The 20220-nt window shown below is 34.9% G+C and carries 16 protein-coding genes and 2 pseudogenes; 1 reads left to right on the top strand and 17 read right to left on the bottom strand.

The window, feature by feature from the left end:
* Positions 1-18: 18 nt before the first annotated feature.
* From NSQ89_RS03650 to NSQ89_RS03605, 10 genes and pseudogenes are all read right to left on the bottom strand, one after another.
* Positions 19-696, bottom strand: a complete 678-nt coding sequence (locus tag NSQ89_RS03650; protein WP_341132259.1) for a transaldolase family protein — start codon at positions 694-696, stop codon at positions 19-21.
* 148 nt (positions 697-844) lie between these two features.
* Complete coding sequence (locus NSQ89_RS03645) at positions 845-1288, bottom strand: PTS glucitol/sorbitol transporter subunit IIA (protein WP_341132258.1); 444 nt, start codon at positions 1286-1288, stop codon at positions 845-847.
* Positions 1269-2290, bottom strand: a pseudogene (gene srlE / locus NSQ89_RS03640) (PTS glucitol/sorbitol transporter subunit IIB). The gene NSQ89_RS03645 and the pseudogene srlE overlap by 20 nt, the downstream one beginning before the upstream one ends.
* A 16-nt stretch (positions 2291-2306) precedes the next feature.
* On the bottom strand, positions 2307-2858 hold the full coding sequence (gene srlA / locus NSQ89_RS03635; protein WP_047942468.1) for a PTS glucitol/sorbitol transporter subunit IIC: 552 nt from the start codon (positions 2856-2858) through the stop codon (positions 2307-2309).
* 15 nt (positions 2859-2873) lie between these two features.
* Positions 2874-3323: a transcriptional regulator GutM gene (locus tag NSQ89_RS03630; protein ID WP_095320257.1), complete on the bottom strand. Its 450-nt coding sequence runs from the start codon at positions 3321-3323 to the stop codon at positions 2874-2876.
* A gap of 11 nt (positions 3324-3334) precedes the next feature.
* Positions 3335-5269 (bottom strand): BglG family transcription antiterminator, encoded by a 1935-nt coding sequence (locus NSQ89_RS03625; RefSeq protein WP_141231636.1) that lies wholly within the window; start codon positions 5267-5269, stop codon positions 3335-3337.
* Between the two features lie 119 nt (positions 5270-5388).
* Positions 5389-6189: an SDR family oxidoreductase gene (locus NSQ89_RS03620; protein ID WP_061797462.1), complete on the bottom strand. Its 801-nt coding sequence runs from the start codon at positions 6187-6189 to the stop codon at positions 5389-5391.
* Between the two features lie 261 nt (positions 6190-6450).
* Positions 6451-7461: a BMP family ABC transporter substrate-binding protein gene (locus NSQ89_RS03615; RefSeq protein WP_235850576.1), complete on the bottom strand. Its 1011-nt coding sequence runs from the start codon at positions 7459-7461 to the stop codon at positions 6451-6453.
* Positions 7462-7483: 22 nt separating this feature from the next.
* Positions 7484-8269 (bottom strand): hypothetical protein, encoded by a 786-nt coding sequence (locus NSQ89_RS03610; RefSeq protein WP_341132257.1) that lies wholly within the window; start codon positions 8267-8269, stop codon positions 7484-7486.
* A 164-nt stretch (positions 8270-8433) separates the two neighbouring features.
* The gene (locus NSQ89_RS03605; protein WP_047942475.1) at positions 8434-9171 is read right to left on the bottom strand and encodes a hydrolase; all 738 of its coding nucleotides are present in this window, start codon (positions 9169-9171) and stop codon (positions 8434-8436) included.
* 296 nt (positions 9172-9467) lie between these two features.
* Between NSQ89_RS03605 and NSQ89_RS03600 the strand changes: the two genes are divergently transcribed.
* Positions 9468-9647 carry a YjzD family protein gene (locus NSQ89_RS03600; protein ID WP_341132256.1) on the top strand — a complete coding sequence of 60 codons (180 nt, stop codon included), beginning with the start codon at positions 9468-9470 and terminating at the stop codon, positions 9645-9647.
* Positions 9648-9824: 177 nt separating this feature from the next.
* On the opposite strand, the pseudogene clpB reads toward NSQ89_RS03600, so the two are convergent.
* From clpB to argB, 7 genes and pseudogenes are all read right to left on the bottom strand, one after another.
* A pseudogene (gene clpB, locus NSQ89_RS03595) lies at positions 9825-12426 on the bottom strand (ATP-dependent chaperone ClpB).
* Positions 12427-12642: 216 nt separating this feature from the next.
* Entirely contained in the window at positions 12643-12822 is a 180-nt protein-coding gene (locus NSQ89_RS03590) for a YjzC family protein (protein ID WP_047942478.1), read from the bottom strand.
* A gap of 244 nt (positions 12823-13066) precedes the next feature.
* Entirely contained in the window at positions 13067-14014 is a 948-nt protein-coding gene (gene argF, locus NSQ89_RS03585) for an ornithine carbamoyltransferase (protein WP_095258834.1), read from the bottom strand.
* Positions 14011-17133, bottom strand: a complete 3123-nt coding sequence (locus tag NSQ89_RS03580) for a carbamoyl phosphate synthase large subunit (protein WP_341132255.1) — start codon at positions 17131-17133, stop codon at positions 14011-14013. The genes argF and NSQ89_RS03580 overlap by 4 nt, the downstream gene beginning before the upstream one ends.
* Positions 17126-18208, bottom strand: coding sequence for a carbamoyl phosphate synthase small subunit (locus NSQ89_RS03575; protein WP_144581030.1), 1083 nt, complete (start codon positions 18206-18208; stop codon positions 17126-17128). The genes NSQ89_RS03580 and NSQ89_RS03575 overlap by 8 nt, the downstream gene beginning before the upstream one ends.
* Positions 18209-18286: 78 nt before the next feature.
* Positions 18287-19444, bottom strand: coding sequence for an acetylornithine transaminase (locus NSQ89_RS03570; protein WP_144581031.1), 1158 nt, complete (start codon positions 19442-19444; stop codon positions 18287-18289).
* Positions 19441-20214, bottom strand: coding sequence for an acetylglutamate kinase (gene argB, locus NSQ89_RS03565; protein WP_047942484.1), 774 nt, complete (start codon positions 20212-20214; stop codon positions 19441-19443). The genes NSQ89_RS03570 and argB overlap by 4 nt, the downstream gene beginning before the upstream one ends.
* Positions 20215-20220 lie beyond the last annotated feature (6 nt).

Genomic DNA, 20220 nt, shown 5'->3' with positions numbered 1-20220 from the left:
TTGTTTCGCTCCATTTATTTACTTAAGAAGGGGATTCCCAGCCTTTCCAAACGTATCCTCCCACTGACTCTGAAAGACTCTAACATCTCTAGTAGTTGCTGGAAAATCAATTAATTTTTCAATTATTTCAGGAGCTACAGTTATGGTATGAGCTCCAGTTAAACATGCTTCATAGACCTGTTGTACGTTTTTAAAACTTGCCGCTAATACTTCGGTACTAATTTTATGTGTGGTAAACATAGTAACTATTTCACTCACTACACGAATGCCATCTCCTAATAAATCATCAATCCGATTAACATAAGGAGCAACATACTTTGCTCCTGCTTTTGCCGCGATTAACGCTTGAAATGGAGTATATATGGTTGTGGCTAACGTTGGTATTTTTTTTGCAGTTAACGCTTTTATTGCTTTTATTCCTTCTTCCGTAACAGGAATTTTTATAATTATCTTCCCTGAAATCCTTGTTTGGAAATACTCAGCTTCCTTTACTATTTCACTTGCATTATCTGCAATAACTTGAATAAAAAGCTCTTTATCTTCTCCTAGAATTTTCCGAATATCTTGAAGAACTTGAATATAGGGCTTTTTTTCCTTTACGAGAATAGAAGGATTAGTAGTCACACCAGAAATAGGATAATATTCATTTATTCTTTCAATTTGCTCAAGATTTGCTGAATCAATATATAGTCTCACGGAAAGATTCTCCTCTTTTCTTTTTAAAAAAATTTGGCAAAAAATTAAAAATAGAAGATTCCCAATTCATTATCTACTTGCACCTTATTTTTACTTAACTCATTGCAATGATTATAATTTCTAATTGGAAATCTCCTATCGAATCTTTTTACTCGGAAACAATTCGTATTTTCGTACCAATTTCTAAAACTGGCATGTCTTTATCATCTATATAAAGAGTACCAGGAAGTTCAGGAGTTGTAGCCCCATTAAAGCGTAATGTAATATGTCCCATAGATGTTAAATTTTGTTCTACAATCTCACCAACAGATGTTATTTCATATGATTCATTATTTATCATTACTTTTTGACCTGTTTTTATCTTATCCTTGACACCAACCACTTCAATTCCGTAGCAAAATTCTGCTAATTCTTTAGGTGCTCCTTCTCCAAAGAGAATGATCATCTTTTCTTCTAGAAAGCTTGTGGCTAATGGCCCTATACTATTAATTGTGTTTTCGTAAATTGTTTTCATCTTAACCGGCATATTGATATGCCATTCGCCTCCATTAGTTGTTTTATTATCCTCTTTCTTAATTACTATATAATCCAAAGCTTGCTAACCAAGCAACGAATACTCGTGGTACCCCTATTAAAAATCTTGAATATAATACGGACGGTACCCCTACTTCCACTGTTTCCGCTTCTGCCTCTGCTAGACCTAACCCGACAGGAATAAAATCTGCTGCACATTGTGTATTTATAGCAAAAACTGCAGGTAACGCTAAGTTTGGTGGGATATTACCCTTACCAATTTCAACACCTATTAAAGTTCCGATAATTTGGGCAATTACCGCCCCAGGTCCCAATAACGGTGATAGAAATGGTAAAGACATATTAAACCAATTAATAAGAGACCAATAATGTTTCCTGCTAATGGAGACATTAAATTAGCGAATACGTTTCCAATTCCGGAACCTTGAATGATACCAATTAATAATGATACAAATGCCATAAATGGAATAATTGTATTAATTAATGTTTGAACTGCTTCACGACCAGCTTGATAAAAAGTACTGATTACTTTCCCTGCTCCAAGCCCTATTTTTGTTAGAAGTCCTTGTTTATGATTTTCAGCCAAAGTTTGAGAGATTTTTTTGTCTGTACTATATTTATACTCTTTCTTAGGTATATTATCTTCTTTATCTACTGAACTCGCATTCTCCAAGACAGCTTCGTTTTCCATAAGTTCAATTTGATTTAATCCTACCGCAGACACATAAATGTCTTCTGTGATAAATTTTGCTAAAGGGCCGCTTTTTCCTGTAGGCATTATATTAATCGTTGGTATTCTTTTTTGTGGATAAATCCCACATCTTAATGTCCCACCACAATCTATAATTGCAATGGCAATTTGCTCATCAGGTACAGATGTTTTAAATCCATTTACCGGCTCCGCTCCAGTTAATTCCACAATTTTATCAACTATATCTGGTTTTGCTCCTCCACCAGTAATATACACAATTTTATTTCTTTGCTCCGTTGGAGTAACTATCAGCGGACCACCAAATCCACCATTTCCTTTTTTTATTTTTATCGTTCGATAATATGCCATATCGGAATCCTCCATCTTAATGATTTAATTTCACTTCGGAATTTAATTTTATTCCTTGCTGTTTTTCTACCATTTTCGTTGTAAAATCCGTAATCCAACCTGCGAAGAAATTCATAACTAATCCCACTAGGAAGTACCTAACCGCTAAATCAGCCGTGCTAAAGCCTAATTGTTCTATTCCTGCGGCAATTCCTAGGAAAATAAATAGCTCTCCTGGGTTAATATGAGGAAATAGCCCATTACTTGTGTGACAGAAATAAGATGCAGATGCATAATAACTAGGTTTATATTTCTCTGGTAAAAATCTTCCTAACGATAACCCCATTGGATTACCTAACATAAATGTCCCTAATAATGGTAAAACTAAATATCTTAATAAGGGATTTTTGGAAGAAGCCGACGCTAAACGATTAATACGATTTTCACCTATTAATTGAATGATAGTATTCATCGCTACCAGTAGTAATAACACTACTGGAACTATACCTGTCATCCAGGAAATGAACGTCTCTGCTCCTGTATCAAATAAATTTCTAAATCCTTCAGCAAACTTTATGATATAATCCATGAATTACACCTCTTCTTATTTTTTAAATGAAACGGCATTTTCTGCTCGTATCATCATTCTTTTAAAGAAACTATCTTTTTCTGGCACGACTCCACCATTCATAATTATCTTGTAATTATTTGAGGCATCTAAAATTGCATCTCTTAGTAATTTATTGCAATGCTTTAAATCTTCATCTTTTAAATTTCTAATATTCTTATCAAGAAAACCTGGCAAATCTCGAAATTTCGCCATTACGGTGACTCCTTGCAATTTTTTTGCGGCAAGGATTCTGCCATTATTATTGATTGCAAACAAAACAATGGTGCCTGCTTTAATCCGGCCAGGTTTCTTCCCAATCGCTACTTTTCCCATTCTTCTAAGTTCCGTATAGCCTTTAGTAAAATGTTTAATCTGTAAAAATCCCAATCCCATTTGAATAACAAATGCTCCTGCTATTAAAAGCATAATTATAATTAGTTCCATTCATTCACATCCTAAATATCCTTCTCTATTCCATCCTCGAGATAAAGACATAAATCTTCATATTTTTTAACTTGAATCAATTTATTCACCAATTTTGTATTAGAAGATATATTAATAATTTCATCATAAATTTTCACTAATAAACCAGCATCATATTCTGTATGTTCTGGTAAGGCTAACAAAAATACTAACTTTAACGCATGATTATCCTGCCAGACTGTTTCTGGAAAAATCCCTACCGCCAGCTCTATTTTGTCTGACTGATAATTGAGGGTATGTGGAAGTGCAATATATTTATCAAATATCATCGACCCTTTTTCTTCTCTTATTTGCAAGCGCTGTTTGAAGCCATCATCCACATAACCATTTAAAGTTAGCTGATCAACCATCCAATTTAGATTTTCTGAGTAACTTAACGATTTATCTAAAATAAAGAATTTTTGTTTATTTAGCAGTAGTTTAATAACAGAATGGAAACTTGTACTACTATTTTCTTTAATTTTAAATTTATCTAAGTAACTAATATGTTCGATTTGTTGCAGAACCTTTTTCTCATCAAAGATTTCACTAATGATAACTAACGGCGTTTGAATGGCATAGGGTATATTAACTGTCGAAAAGACAATATCATACTTATCTAATGTATTCTTACTTAATTCATTTTCAGAAAAGATATCTATTTTAGTATGGGGGTCGAGTATTTTTTTCAGCTGCATTGCTACAATTTTTGCTGTCCCTCTACCAGTTCCACATACAACTACTACCTGTTCTAATTTCTTAAGATTGTCCTTGTTATTCTCAATGAAAACACCAAAATATAATGCGATATATCCAAGTTCTTCTGCTGAAACTTTCATTCCATATTCTTTGAAAATACTTTCTCCAACTATTTCTGACATTTGATATGCCAAGGGGTACTTTCCTTTGATATCATCTAATAAAGGATTTTTCAATTGGATATTAAACATTAATCGATTTATCATAAAAGTAAGATGATATTGTAAATCCTTATAAAAATCTCCACTTTCTTTTACCTTATTTAAATTAAAGCCTAAATTAGTGATACTATTATCCAAAAGATTCGTGATTTCCTTTGTTACTATAACACCTTCAATGGAATGGCTATTAATTGGTGTCCTTCTCCCGACGATTGGCAATGCAATAAAAAGAATCTCACATCTAGGTAGGCTTATAGATAATTTCCTTTCAAGAACTTTGCTTATTTCTAAGGCTATATTGAAATCAGGTGAATTTACTATCTTATGGTAGTTATCATCCATTTCTTTTATGGGGTGACCTTTTAAAAAACGATCAAGCATAATAATAATAGAATGAAGCAATCTATCTTTCGTACTTATCTCAAAGTCATAATGATTGGCGACTTCTATAATTGCTTCTTTAATATCTTTATCCAATGAATCTTCGGTAAAAAGATATGGAAATAAATTATCCAATATAAAAAATCGCAAATCTATTTCTCTACCTTTTAAATACATCCCCTTGTTCTGTTTTCCTTTGATGGCAAGATTATACGTTTCGAGAGCCACTGATGCTTTTTTTAATTCATTCACTAATGTTGTTCTTCCTAAATTTAACTCAAAGGCCATTTCATCCATAGTTATTATTCCATCATCATTCAATAACATATCGATAACAGTTGCGATTCTTCTTTGAGGTGAATCAACCATTTGAGAGAGATTATTAAACTGCTCTATAACCCTATTAAGCTTTTCCTGATTGTGAATTTTCAAAAAAAAACCTTTCCCTCTTTCATTAATCAATTCAGCTATTCCTTCTAATTCTTTATTAAATTGCTTAATTACTAGCCGAACAGTTCTTGCACTTATCCCCATTTGCTGCGCAAGATAATCTAAAGGACAATACATTTTTTTAGCAGTTAATTCTATAATTTTCCCTATGCGACTACTGGAATTTAAATCAGTCATTTAATTACCACACCCTTATATCCTGTTGTTCATATATGAACTATGCTTATATTCAATTCACTAAATATATCATAAAGCATTGGTATATTAACTGATTTATTCATTAAATGGCTAGTTTATTAGCCACGTGATTTTCCACCTGATATATTAAAGGTCGTCCCTGTAATATAACTAGCTCTATCTGAAGCAAGATAGGACACTAAATCACCAACCTCTTTTAATTTACCCTCCCTGCCAATCGGAATTGATTTACTGTAATCAGTTGATAAATCGTCTACAGTAACACCTCGAGTATAAGCTAAAGCTTCATTGTAAGCACTCGTGCGCAAACCTGTTTTCTCTAATATTCCTGGAGCAATAGCAACTACGCGAATATTATATGCTCCTAACTCTTTTGCCCATGCGCGAGAAAATGAGATTAGCGCTCCTTTGGTAGCAGAATAACAACTCTGACCTGCCGATCCTTCTTGACCCGCTTCAGAAGCAACATTAATAATTACCCCTTTACCTTGCTTCAGCATTTCCTTCGCTGCCGCTTGTGCACAAAGATATGGACCTTTTTGATTAACCGCAACCATAAAGTCAAAATCTTTTTCATTTAATTCATATTGTGGTTTCTCTCCTTTTATATCAACTAGCAATCTTGGTAAGTTCACCCCAGCATTATTAACTAAAATATCAAGCTTTCCATATTGTTCAATAACTTTATTAATCATTCGATCAACACTTTCTTTATTGGTGACATCACATTTTATAAGAAAAGAACCATCTGCTTGCTGCCCCTCTTCTCCTACTAAATCAGAGATAATCACCTTCGCACCATTATTAACTAACTCTTTTGCAATAGCAAAACCAATCCCAGAAGATCCACCTGTTACAATGGCAACTTTCCCTTCCAGGTCTAACCATGAATTATTCATTTATATTTCCCTCCTCATTATTAAGCGTTTTCATCACTATGTTTTTAGTATAAAGCTCATTCTTTATTACATTAATACCTTTATTTGCACATAATTGTGCAGACTCCTGTATTAATTTAAAAATGCATGATTTCCTTCCATTTCAGCCAAAGCAGTGAGTATTTCTGGTCACTTTTTCAATTTTTTGGTTCAAAAAAAAACAATTTTTCAAAAGATATCAAGCTTTCTTTTGAAAAATTGTTTTTGATTTTCTATTTTAATTTAAATTTCATTCGGCAATTTGCCTGTGTTCTTATAGCGTTCTAAGTCTTTCTCCAACCGTTCTATAAACTCTTTATCAACATTGGGACTATATTTCCCTAGAAAAATGGTATCGTCTCTAATTCCACATGCACGATTTCCAGACTTTAGTTTCCCCTCATTAAATGCTTGAGCGATTTGCCCATACAGCTTGGGTATATCTTGAATGGTGCTTGTTAAGACCGCATATTTTCCTATAGAAGACTGATCTGAAATATATCCAATCGCGTATAAACCATTTTCTTTCATTCTTTCAATGATCCCCACATGAAAACCATCACCGACTGGATAAACCACGTCTACCTTTTGACTGATCTCCTTATCTAACAGACTCATCGCTTTTTCACGGTTATCCCAATCATTAACGAATTCTTTCAAGACCTTTACATCCTTATTGATGTAGTGGACCCCTGCTTCAAAACCATTGGCCTCCTCTTGCCAATCGTATGCACCAATAACGCCTACCATATTTGTTCTTGTCATATGACCGGCAACCATCCCGCTAAAAAAACCCATCGGATAATTCTCTAGTTTAATATTACTTGTATTCGATTGTGTTGCAGGTTCTCTTCCATTTAAACTAACAAAATGGATGGAGGGAAATTTTTGAGAAAGAATGTTAAAATACTGCACAAAGTTTCCGCCGTGGCCAAAAATTAAATTAACCCCTTTTCCCTGTAATTCCTTCACTGCTCTTTCTGCAATTGTGTAAGAATCAATAGACTCTTTATAAAACACATCTACCCCAAGTTTCGTATGTATATTTAATAATCCTTTATATCCTTGCGTCCCCCATGCCTGATCATTTACTGTTCCAACTACAAGAAGACCAACTTTTTCTAATTTTCCTTGTTTCTCCAGTGAAGTATGAAAGAATAGAAAAAGGAAAAGAACACACGCCATTAGAGGAAGGATAAAAAAAATCTTTCCCCTAATTATTGATTTACGAATGTTCATCCATGCACTTTTCATTGTATTTACTCCTATAATACTACTAAATTCTATTAAATACGTAATGCTTCTTTTGCTTTTCTATGTTATCCTTTATTGTCCCTTTGTTTTCAATGATTACTTCTTGTAAATTTCGAGATAATTGCAGAACCCTTTTTGTTTTTGGTATATCCCATTGTAATTGTTCTAAGCATCTTTGCCAATGGTTTATTTCCTTACTCTTTAATAGAATATCATTATTTTGTCCTTTCGTTGTCATTTTTACTACTTCCCTTACCGCATCTTCAATAAAAATTGCATCCATTGTATACTCGCGGACATTTAACTGAATATCGTTCTTCTCTTTTCCCTCTACAATCTGTTGAAATAAAAAATCACTTGGCTGCCATGGACCATAAAGTGTTGGTAAATGGATTACTTGTATATCATGGTCAACTAAATTATCTTTTAAAAAGGTTGTAAAATCTCTTTCTGCCTCTCTAGAAGTAATATTCACTAAAAATGTCAACTTTTTACCGCAGCTCGTTTCTTTGTCTCGAAAATTTGAAAACAGATTTTGGATCTTTTCGTATATTGATATTTGTTTTATTGTATAGAGGTCAAAGTATATATGTTGTACATTTGGATCTTGGAGAATAAAAGGGAGCTTATCCAAGCTTTTCTCACTAAAATTCGCATTGCGCCCAATTTCCATTCTCTTATCTTCTAAATCTTCTATCGAAATTTCCGGATAGGAGATGCCGATTATTTCCTCTCCTTCTTCTAGTAAGGTGGAGCATATATGAAAGCCCACAAACTGATAAACGCCAAATATTACAGCTTTCTTCATGAAGAAGCCTCCCCTTAAAATTACTTAATGTATCATATGCAGTAAAAAAGACAATTATTTCATCTGCTTAATAAAAGCTTTCTTCAGAAGCCATTTTCATATGAAAAGTTCAAAAAAGATGGTGTTCTAATATAGCCTTTGCTACTTGAACACCATCTTTTCTTTCAAAGTGTCTTCTCATATTTCTTAAAAAACGTTGCAATTTGTTTCGGAATGGCACTCCTTTTCTCTGGTAATACATAGGATACAAAAATAGGCAGGTCTTTTTCTTCCCAAATTACAGAAGCTTTTTTTAATCCATTTGATTGGTAATAAGATCTACCATTATGCAAAATATGAATTATTTTAGTTGGGATTTCAGCCTCATCTAACTGATACTCCTTTTTCTCCTTTACTACTTCGAATAACTCCTGCTTATTGGTATTAAAAGCGATACTTATCTCATTCGTTAACTTTTTTATAAAAAACTTATGCTCTTTCTCTCTATCTAAATGTTCTTTTAAAGATAAAATTGGGTTTAACAAAACAACAGATCGAATATTGTCTTTCATCTCCATCATTAATTGAATCGCTGTCAGTGCCCCCATTCCTTCGGCAATTATATGAATTCTCTGGTTCAATATTTCTGTTCGAATAATATGTTCATATAATCTTTTCGCCAATTGCAAAGCTTTTTCACTGCCCCAGTTCTTTCCATATAGATTGGAATAAAATATCGTATATCCATTATCCCGTAACGATTCAATTAAATTCCGCTTTCCTTCATTTTGGTTCCAAAAACTATTAGTGTCAGTTACATAATTTCTTTCGTCTCCAATTATTAAGATACCGAAACCATTAGGTCGATGAGGATAATGTATCATGTTCCATTCGGTATCTAACAGGAAGTTCCGGTTCTCCATCTTAAAAACTCCTTTTTAGCATTTTCCTTTTAATAATGTATGTCTCTTTAATTAAAACGTAAGGGAGTTTGCCTATATTTCAAGAAGAAATGCGGAATCATCTCAGAAAACAATCAGATTTTTTATCTATTTCTGTTATAGGAATGACATATTAACATAATCGGAAATATTATTTATAATGGAAAAAGTGAAGAATTTAAGAAAGCTCTATCATTCACATTTATTATTTAGCTTCTATGTGGTAAGATGGTTATGATAAGCAAGCTATAAAGAGGTGATTTCGGTTGCGTTACATAATGACAATTTTTTGGACATTTTTACTTGCTCAAATGTTAGTTTATGTTGTTGGTTCAATGAATGGGGTTCCTTTTAATTTTTCAATGGGACTAATTCTGACAGCTGTCTTTTCCATACTAGTTTTCATTTTATCAGCAATTATTCCAGATGAACCTGCTCATGAAAAAGGTTCTCATTAAAAGTCTGTATACTGTAAGGTTTGGGTGATTAAATATATGCACTAATAGGGGAATTCTATTCGTGTATTTTGTTTAATCACCTTTTTTTATTGCAGCCATAAAAAATGGCCTGAATACAAATATTTACTAGTTTGTCCAATTGTATTCAGGCTGTTACATCCTATCAATAGCCGAAAATTACAACTTATGTTTTAAAATAATATGTTCCTTTTCTTCATCAATTAAAACATGATCATTTTCTTTTACTTTACCAGCAATTATATCTTTTGCCAGCAGTGTTTCAATTGTTTTCTGCAAATATCTACGAAGTGGTCTTGCTCCAAATTTTGGATCAAACCCATTTCTTGCAACAAATTCTTTCGCCTTTTCCGTCATATCAATAGTGATATGCTGATCTGTAAGGCGAGCTTGCAATTGAACAACAAGCTTGGATACTATCTCTTTAATATTTCCGAGTGATAGAGGCTTGAATAAAATAACTTCATCAATTCTGTTTAAAAATTCTGGTCTAAAATGCCCATTTAATTGATTCATAACCCCTTCTCTTATTACTTCGGGGATTTCCTCTGTTTCTCCCGTGTCCAGTAAAAGATGGGAACCAATATTGGATGTCATGATGATGACTGTGTTTTTAAAATCCACTGTTCGACCTCTAGAATCTGTAATCCTGCCATCATCTAGAACTTGAAGCAGAATATTGAATACTTCTGGATGAGCTTTCTCTACTTCATCCAATAGGACAACAGAATATGGTTTTCTTCTGATTGCTTCTGTTAATTGGCCCCCTTCTTCATAACCTATATATCCTGGAGGAGCACCGATTAAACGAGACACTGCATGCTTTTCCATATACTCGGACATATCGATACGAATCATTTGTTCTTCACTATCAAAAAGCGTTGCCGCTAAGGTTTTGGCAAGTTCCGTTTTCCCAACACCAGTAGGTCCCAAAAATAAGAAGGAGCCAATTGGTCTGTTCGGATCTTTTATTCCTGCTCGCGCTCTTAGTACTGCATCACTTACTAACTGCACTGCCTCTGCTTGACCAACCACTCTTTCCTGCAGAATTGCTTCTAAGCGTAATAACTTTTCTCGCTCTTTCTCCACTAGCTTGGATACAGGTATACCAGTCCACCTTGCAACAATATTGGCAATTTCCTCTTCTGTCACTTCTTCTCGAAGGAGACGGTTCTCCTGTCCTTCTTTTGTCTTTTCTTCCATCTCCTTAATTTCTTTTTCTAATTTTGGAATGCTGCCATGTCTTAATTCAGCTGCTTTGTTCAAATCATAATTATTTTCCGCATCCTCCAGCTCTCTCTTTTTTCGTTCAAGCAGTTCTTTTTTCTCATGGATGGATTGTAAAGCATCCTTTTCCTGCTGCCATTTTGCTTTTAAGACATTAGAACGTTCTCTGAGATTAGCTAATTCCTTTGCAATAACCGCAAGTCTCGCTTTACTTTGCTCATCCTCTTCTCCATGCAATGCCGCTTCCTCAATTTCAAGCTGCATAATTTTTCTTGTTAGTTCATCTATTTCAATTGGCATCGAATCGATTTCTGTACGAATCATCGCGCAAGCTTCGTCTATTAAATCGATCGCTTTATCCGGCAAGAAGCGTTCTGTTATATACCTGTCCGATAAAGTTGCAGCTGCAATAATAGAACGATCTTGAATATTTACACCATGATGAATTTCAAATCTTTCTTTTAGTCCTCTTAAAATAGCAATCGTATCTTCCACTGTCGGCTCCGAGACTATAACCTGCTGAAAACGGCGCTCAAGTGCAGGATCTTTTTCAATATATTGACGATGCTCATCTAATGTTGTCGCACCAATACAGTGAAGTTCTCCTCTTGCCAGCATCGGTTTAAGCATATTTCCTGCATCCATTGCACCATCTGTTTTTCCTGCGCCAACAATTGTATGCAATTCATCAATAAATAAGATGATTCTCCCATCACTATTTTTCACTTCCTGTAAAACAGCTTTTAAACGTTCTTCAAATTCGCCTCTAAATTTAGCTCCTGCCACTAATGCACCCATATCTAAAGAAAAAATAGTTTTATCTTTTAAACCTTCTGGGACATCTTTTCGAACAATCCTTTGTGCTAAGCCTTCTACAATAGCCGTTTTCCCTACCCCAGGTTCTCCAATTAAAACAGGATTATTTTTGGTCTTTCTTGATAGTATACGGATTACATTACGAATTTCATTATCACGGCCAATCACTGGGTCAAGCTTGCCCAACTTTACTTCTTCTACTAAGTCTCGTCCATATTTACTAAGTACTTCATATGTCGCTTCGGGATTTTTGCTTGTCACTCTCTGTGTCCCCCTTATCTCTTTTATTGCTTTCTTTATTTCCGCTAATGAAATGTCTTCTTCTTTCAATGTTCTTCCTACTGTAGAAGATTCTACTTTATAGGATGCCAGTATAAGATGCTCTACAGATAAGTATTCATCTTCCCATTCCCGCATCTCTTCTTCTGCCTTCATTAAAAGCTGCTGCAAACCAGCAGTTATATATACCGTACCTTGTTGAGAACCACTATATGATACTTGTGGCTTTTTCTTTAATTCTTCCGCTAATTTATCGCTCACTCTATTTGGATCTTTTTTTAACTTGTTTAAAATGGCCGTCATTAAATTATCCTGTTGATGAAGAATTGCCATAAATAAATGAATATCATCTATTTCTTGATGACTTTCTTTTTTTTGCAAGGGATTGTGCTTCGGTTATGGCCGATTGGACTCTTTCTGTCATCTGCTCTACATTCATTTTACAAGACTCCTTTTTTGACCTTTTTTGACCTTTGATTTTATTATAGTATAATTTATCCATATGTAAAGGGATCTCTCTTGGACAAAGAGTAAATTCAAAACAATGATCTCAAGGAGATAATCATCATGAAGCAGACTCTTTAGAGAAATCCCTTTTTTAAACGATTATACGAGCCTTTTATTGGTATCATCGTATAATATTGGGGTTATCTTATTATGGTTTTCTTTGATATGTCCATAATCGATTATGATTCGATGTTTCTGGAAAGCGGTCTCCAGCTTTCAGTTTTAGCATTTGAGGATTATTTACGTTACTTCCGGTTTCACCAATTTCTATATACAATCCATTATTTGGTGCCTTTTGCCCTGGACGAAACTGTCTATTTTGACCCAAAATAAACTCCTCCTTTATCCATTACCAATTCAAAAGCTAAGTAAACACGAAGCAAATATGTGTTACTTAACTGCTTATTAGTATTACCTTTTTTCAAAGTGAACATTACGGAAAATAATGACTGGCTTTTTATTGGAATAAATACATTTTCATTCGAGCATGCTATAAGTCCATATCTATTTTAAAAAAATAACCTAAAAAGACTGTTAACAAACAATATATCTGTTAACAGTCTTCATACAAATTATTTTAAAATTTCCACCAATAATGCTTTTTGGGCATGTAATCTATTGCCGGCCTGCTGAAAGACGTAGGAATGACTTCCATCGATAATTTCTGATGTTACTTCTTCTTCACGATGGGCTGGTAAACAGTGTAAAAAAATATAATCCGATTTTGCATGGTTCACTAATTCTGCATTAATTTGAAAGCCTTGGAAATCTTTTAAACGCTGCTCATTCTCCGCTTCTTGCCCCATACTGGTCCATACATCTGAATAGATGGCATCGGCATCCCGAACAGCTTCTATAGGATTATGAGTAAGGACAATTTTACTGCCACTTATTTTTGCAAAAGAATAAGCTAGTTCCGCCACTTTTTTATCGACTTCATAATTTGGTGGTGTCGCAATGGAAATATCTGCCCCTACTTTCGAGCAAGCGATAAGTAAAGAATGAGCCACATTATTTCCATCACCAATATACGCAAGCTTTAGACCTTCCAAACTCCCTTTTACTTCCAATAAAGTAAGTAAATCTGCTAATGCTTGACATGGATGATATAAGTCCGTTAATCCATTAATAATAGGAATGGTTGCATGCTCTGCTAATTCTTCGACAATATCGTGAGAAAAAGTACGAATCATAATGGCATCTACATATTGGGATAACACTTTTGCGGTGTCTGAAATAGTCTCCCCTCTGCCAATTTGCAGATCTCGACTATTTAAATATAGAGCATGCCCTCCCAGCTGAAGCATCCCAGCTTCAAAGGAGACTCTTGTTCGCGTTGATGATTTCTCAAAAATCATTCCTAATGTTTTTCCTTTTAGAGGGGCAATTATTTCTCCCTTTAAGTGGGATTCTTTTATTGCCTTCGCCTTATCTAATAATTCAAGGATTGTTTCTTTTGAATAGTCAGCCAATGTTAATAAGTCTTTTCCCTTTAAATCTAGATTAGATGTAATCATCATACTGTACTCACTCCTTTTCTTATATTTGTATGCCATTCCTGAATCGAATGAACGGTTATGTCTTTTCCTTTAAAAGAGGAAATAAATGCTTCGAGACTTTCTTTTTGCGTGAAGGTAATAATACGATTTCTCGTTGCTAATTCGCGAGATTGTCGATCTTCTTGTAAGTTTGTTGGATTATAAAAGGCAACCGTACTCTTATCTGCTAGTAACGATTCTACTGATTGGTTATCAGCGATTTCAACTGATAATTGGACTTGGTCTGCTTTATCATAAAGATCTGCTAGATCTTCTGTTGTTTTTAAAACAATTTTCATCTCCTGCTTTGGCAGTTTCTTTAAAGTAGGGTGAAATACTTTTTTCAACGCATCTTCTAGCGTTTCTGCAAGTGCAATTCCTTCTCCTGTAGAACGCATTTCTGGTCCCAATTTAGAATCTAGCCCTTTTAAAGCATAATTGGAATAAACAGGATACTTAATACAAGTAAATTCTATATCATCCGAATATGTTTTTTCTTTTTCGGTCAATGTATATGTCCCAAGCAATATTTTTGTCGCAATTTGTACTAATGGTACACCAGTTACTTTGCTTACAATCGGTACTGTTCGACTAGCGCGAGGATTTACTTCCAATACATATACCTCTTCCTTATTGATGATATACTGGATGTTCATTAGTCCTTTATAGCCTGTATGCTGAACAATCTTTTTAGCGTAAGTGATCATTTTTTCTTTTACGCTTACTGATAAATTTTTAGCAGGCAATATAGATAGACTATCTCCTGAATGTACTCCCGTTTTCTCGATGTGTTCCATAATCGTTGGAACACAAATATCGACTCCATCTGTTGCTAAGTCCAGCTCTGCTTCTGAAGCTTCCATAAACTGATCAACAAGGACAGGGTAAGGTACCTCTGTTTGTAAATAGGATTGTAATTCTGCTTCATTATTTATCCGTTCCATTCCCTTACCGCCAATCACATAAGATGGACGGATAAGAACTGGATAGCCTATCTTCTGGACTGAAGCAATAATCTGCTGCTCATTTTCTGCGATATCTCCTTGGATATGAGGAATATCTTCTTCTTCCAATAGCTTATAAAATAAATCTCTATCTTCTAAAACATCGATTGTGTCACTGTTTGTTCCAAGAATATGGACACCATAGGATTCCAGTTCTTTTGCTACATTAAGAGCAGTTTGACCCCCTAATTGGACAATGACATCATCTATCCCTTCTGATTCGATAACATTCATAATATCTTCCACGCTTAATGGTTCAAAATATAGACGATCTGCCGTGGCAAAATCTGTACTCACGGTCTCTGGATTATTATTAATAATGATTGTTTCCAGACCTTCATCTTTTAAGGCAAATACGCCATGAACCGAGCAATAGTCGAACTCTATCCCTTGACCAATTCTGATGGGACCACTGCCGATAACAAGTACTTTTCGTTTAGTACTTTTATTTTGCTCATTTTCACCATAATAGCTGGAATAGTAGTAATTAGTTTTTGCTTCAAATTCTGCTGCACAAGTATCAACCATTTTATAAATAGGCATCACTTGTAATTGTTTGCGTTTTTCTCTTACCTCTTTTTCAAAGCAATTCCACGCATTTGCTAAGAAAGCATCACTAAACCCCTTTTCTTTCCATTTCAGTAAACTCTCTTTTGTTACTGTTTGGAGGGAAGTATGGAATATTTCTTTCTCCATCTCAATCAATCTTTTAAATCGATGAAGGAAGAATAAATCGATTTTTGTTAAATCATGTATTTTAGCAAGTGGCTCCTCTTTCCTAATTAGTTCTAAAATAATAAAAAATCTTTCATCCGTTTGTTCCAGCATTTTCTCGTATAACACTTCCACTGGCATATGCTTTAATTCTGGAAGGGTTAAATCATTTCCCTTTATCTCAAGAGAATGGATTGCTTTTAGCAAGGCCCGCTCCATATTGCGGTCTATTCCCATTACTTCTCCTGTCGCCTTCATTTGCGTGCCGAGTTTTCTTGATACAGTAGGAAATTTATCAAATGGCCACTTTGGTATTTTTACTACGACATAATCTAATGCCGGTTCAAAGCTTGCAAATGTATCTCCTGTTACTGGATTTATTAGCTCATTGAGACAATAACCAACTGCCAATTTTGCAGCCATTCTAGCAATCGGATACCCAGTAGCTTTTGATGCAAGGGCGGATGATCTACTCACCCTTGGATTTACTTCAATTAAATAATATTTCTTACTGTTCGGATCTAGTGCAAATTGGATATTGCATCCACCTATAATTCCTAGGGCAGAAATGATTTTAATAGAAGCAGAACGAAGCATTTGATATTCTACATCTGTTAATGTTTGGGACGGAGCAATAACAATACTATCGCCCGTGTGAATTCCGACTGGATCGATGTTTTCCATATTGCAAATGGTAATACATGTATTCATACTGTCACGCATTACCTCATATTCTACTTCCTTAAAGCCAGCAATACTTCTTTCCACTAAGCATTGACCAATGGCACTTTCCTTCAAACCGCCAGATACTAGACTAATGAATTCTTCCATATCCCCAGCGATACCACCGCCTGTTCCACCTAAGGTATAGGCAGGACGAACAATGATAGGAAAGCCAATTTCATTTGCAAAGTCTATCGCTTCTTCGACTTTATGCACAATTTTACTTTCTGGTACTGGTTCATTTAATTGATACATTAATTCTCTAAATGCTTCTCTATCTTCTCCCTTTTTGATTGATTCAATAGAGCTTCCCAGCAATTTTACTTGATACTTTTCTAAGATGCCTTGTTCACTCAATTGAAATGCCAGATTTAATCCCGTTTGCCCTCCTAAAGTAGCAAGAATTCCATCAGGCTTTTCTTTTTGAATAATCTTTTCTAAAACATCTACTGTCAATGGTTCAAAATAAATCGAATCAGCAAAAGTTTCATCTGTCATTATCGTTGCCGGATTATTATTTACAAGGATGACTTTATATCCTTCTTCTTTCAAAGCCATGCATGCTTGTGTGCCAGCATAATCAAATTCAGCTGCCTGACCAATTACAATTGGTCCTGAGCCTATTACAAGTATGGTTTTTATCGTCGTGTCTTTAGGCATATGCAAAAACTCTCCCATTATTTGCTTTAACATTTTCTATAAATTCATCAAATATATAACATCCTTCTGAAGGACCTGGATTTGCCTCTGGATGAAACTGTACCGTCTGCAGTGGATAAATGCTGTGAGACAGCCCTTCTACTGATCCATCGTGAAGATTATAAAATCTTGCTTCACAACCTGTAGCAGATAGACTTTCTTCTTTTACTACATAGCTATGATTTTGAGAGGACATAATCACTTTCTTTTTCTTCCGATCCATTACAGGATGATTGGCTCCTCTATGTCCAAATGACAGTTTGGTAGTTTCTGCCCCTAAAGCTAATGCTGCAAGCTGATGTCCTAAACAAATACCAAGAGTTGGGTAATGCTTAATCACTGCTTTAATCGTTGGTAAAATACTGATTAACTCCTTTGGATTCCCAGGTCCATTTGATAAGAGAATGCCGTCAGGCTGCAGTGATTTAATACTAGTAAATGGTGTATTATAGGGAACGACCGTTACTTTACACTCACGCTCTAATAATGCTGTTAACATACTTTCCTTTTTTCCAAAATCAACAAGGACAATATGATATTCACCCTGCCCATACGTTTGAAAGTTCATTTCCGAAACCTTTGCTACTTTAACATCCTCCTTTAAAGAAAATGTTGGTACAGAAACTTCTTTCTCTTCTGTTATAATGGCTGGCATAGAACCAGATTTTCTTATATTTTTTACAATAGAACGGGTATCAACATGTGCTAGCATTGGGATATTCCATTTATTTAAATATTGCTGTAAGGAATATTCAGCTTGATAATGAAATGCGTCACTATTCGATTCATATACAATAACACCTGCTACATGCGGCTTTTTACTTTCAAAATCTTCTTTGTTTATGCCATAGTTTCCAATTAACGGGTACGTAAAAACAATAATTTGGTCTTTATAGGAAGGATCTGTTAGTACTTCCTGATATCCTGTCATTCCAGTGAAAAATACGATTTCTCCCTTTATCTCTTTGGCATCGCTATTTGTAACGAAATCGCCTTTATATTTCACACCATTGCTTAAGTGAAGATAACCTTCCATTTGTTAACACCTCTATAATGAATGTATAGTTACTCTTTATTTCTTATAATTATACATTATCATGCAAAAAAATACACATTAGATTGTTACTTTTGCATGAATATTTAAACTTTTTTGCATTATTTCCATTCCCTTAATAAAATCTTCCGGTGAAGTATTAAGACTTGGCAATAAACGTATAACCTTTTCCCCAGCATTTAAAACGATTAAGCCTTCTTTTCTTAATTCTCCTAATATAGAAGCAACGGGTATATCCAATTCAATTCCAATCATCAATCCTAAACCTCGAATGTCCTTTACATGTTGATTTCCGGCTAATTTTTCTTTTAAAAGGCTAAATACCCATTCACTTTTTTTCTCGACTGCTTCTAAGAAAGCTGGTTCAAAGATTATTTCCATTGTTTTAATAGCTGCTGCCATCGCTAAAGGATTTCCTCCAAATGTGGTACCATGGCTGCCTGGACCAAAGAATTCCTTTAGCTTTCCATCTGCCACAATAGCTCCTGTTGGAATTCCATTTGCCATTCCTTTTGCCACACTAATAATATCTGGTTTAATACCAAAGTGTTGAAAGGCAAATGCTTTTCCTGTTCTGCCCATTCCTGTTTGAATTTCATCAATTAGCAGCAAGACACCCTTTTCTTTGCAAAGTGCTTCAACACCTTGTAAAAATTCTTGAGAAGCTACATATATACCGCCTTCTCCTTGCACTACTTCAAGCATCACGGCAGCTACGTCTTCTGTTAATTGTTCTTTTAATGCATTTAAATCGTTAAATGGAACATACTCAAATGTCTCCAGCATCGGCCCATAGCCTTGCTTTATTTTATCCTGTCCAGTTGCTGACATTGTTGCAAAGGTTCTTCCATGAAAGGATTGCTTAAAAGTAAGAATTTTTGTTTTTCCCGTTGCTTTTCTTGCCAGTTTAATGGCTGCCTCATTTGCCTCTGCCCCACTATTCGCAAAGAAAACAAGATCCAATCCAGATGCATTCGTTAATATTTCTGCTGCCTTTTCCTGCACAGCTAATGGAAAAAGATTGGAAACATGCCAAAATTTATTTAATTGTTGCTCAACAGCAGCTTTTACTTCTGGATGGCAATGTCCTAAATTGCATACCCCTATTCCTGAAGTAAAATCTAAATAAACGCCACCATTCTTACTATACAAATAACTCCCCTGCGCAGATTCTGGCTCTATTTCCCACTTTGAGTAGGTTGGGAATAAATGACTCATTCTACAATCCCTTCTTTCACAACAATTTTTGTTCCGATTAATTCTTCGCCATCAAAAAACTGTTTTTTTCCTGATATAATCATAACACTATTTAATCCACTCTCCAGTGCTGCGATAGCAGAGGTAACCTTCGGAATCATGCCCCCATTGATCTGTCCAGTGTTGATGTAATGAGTGATTTCCTCTTGTGCCATTCTTGCTTGAAGTTCTCCATCTATTAAAATTCCTGCTACATCTGTTACAAAAAGGCATTGTTCGGCATGTAAATACTTCGCAACTGCTGATGCTACATAATCTGCATTAATATTTAATTTTCTTCCGTCTTCTGTAATCCCTAATGGTGTTAGGACGGGAATCAAATTTTCCTCTAAAAGGGAGGAAATCAACCTGATATTAACTTCGGATACCTCCCCGACGAGTCCAAGCTTTTCTTCATCAATAAGAGAAGCTTTTATGCAATTATTATCTGTTCCATTAAGGCCAATCCCATTCAAGTCATGTTCTCTTAATAACTGAACAAGCTTACGGTTTGTTTTGCCTGACAGGACCATCTCGACTATTTCTAACGCCTCTTTCGTCGTTTTACGGAGTCCATTATGAAAGGCAGCTTTCACTTGAAAATAATCAAGCATTTCATTGATATCGGGACCGCCTCCATGGACGAAAACTAGTTGATAGCCTTTATTCTTTAACCTTTTTAAACTAGTAAAAAATTCTGAAGTTAGTTGATCGATTACACTTCCGCCACATTTTATAACAATGGTTTTCACTAGGTA

The sequence above is a fragment of the Niallia sp. FSL R7-0648 genome (genome assembly GCF_038007005.1).
GTDB lineage: Bacteria > Bacillota > Bacilli > Bacillales > Cytobacillaceae > Niallia > Niallia circulans.
The sequence above is the reverse complement of the archived record's forward strand: the minus strand, read 5'-3'. Positions and strand labels throughout refer to the sequence as shown.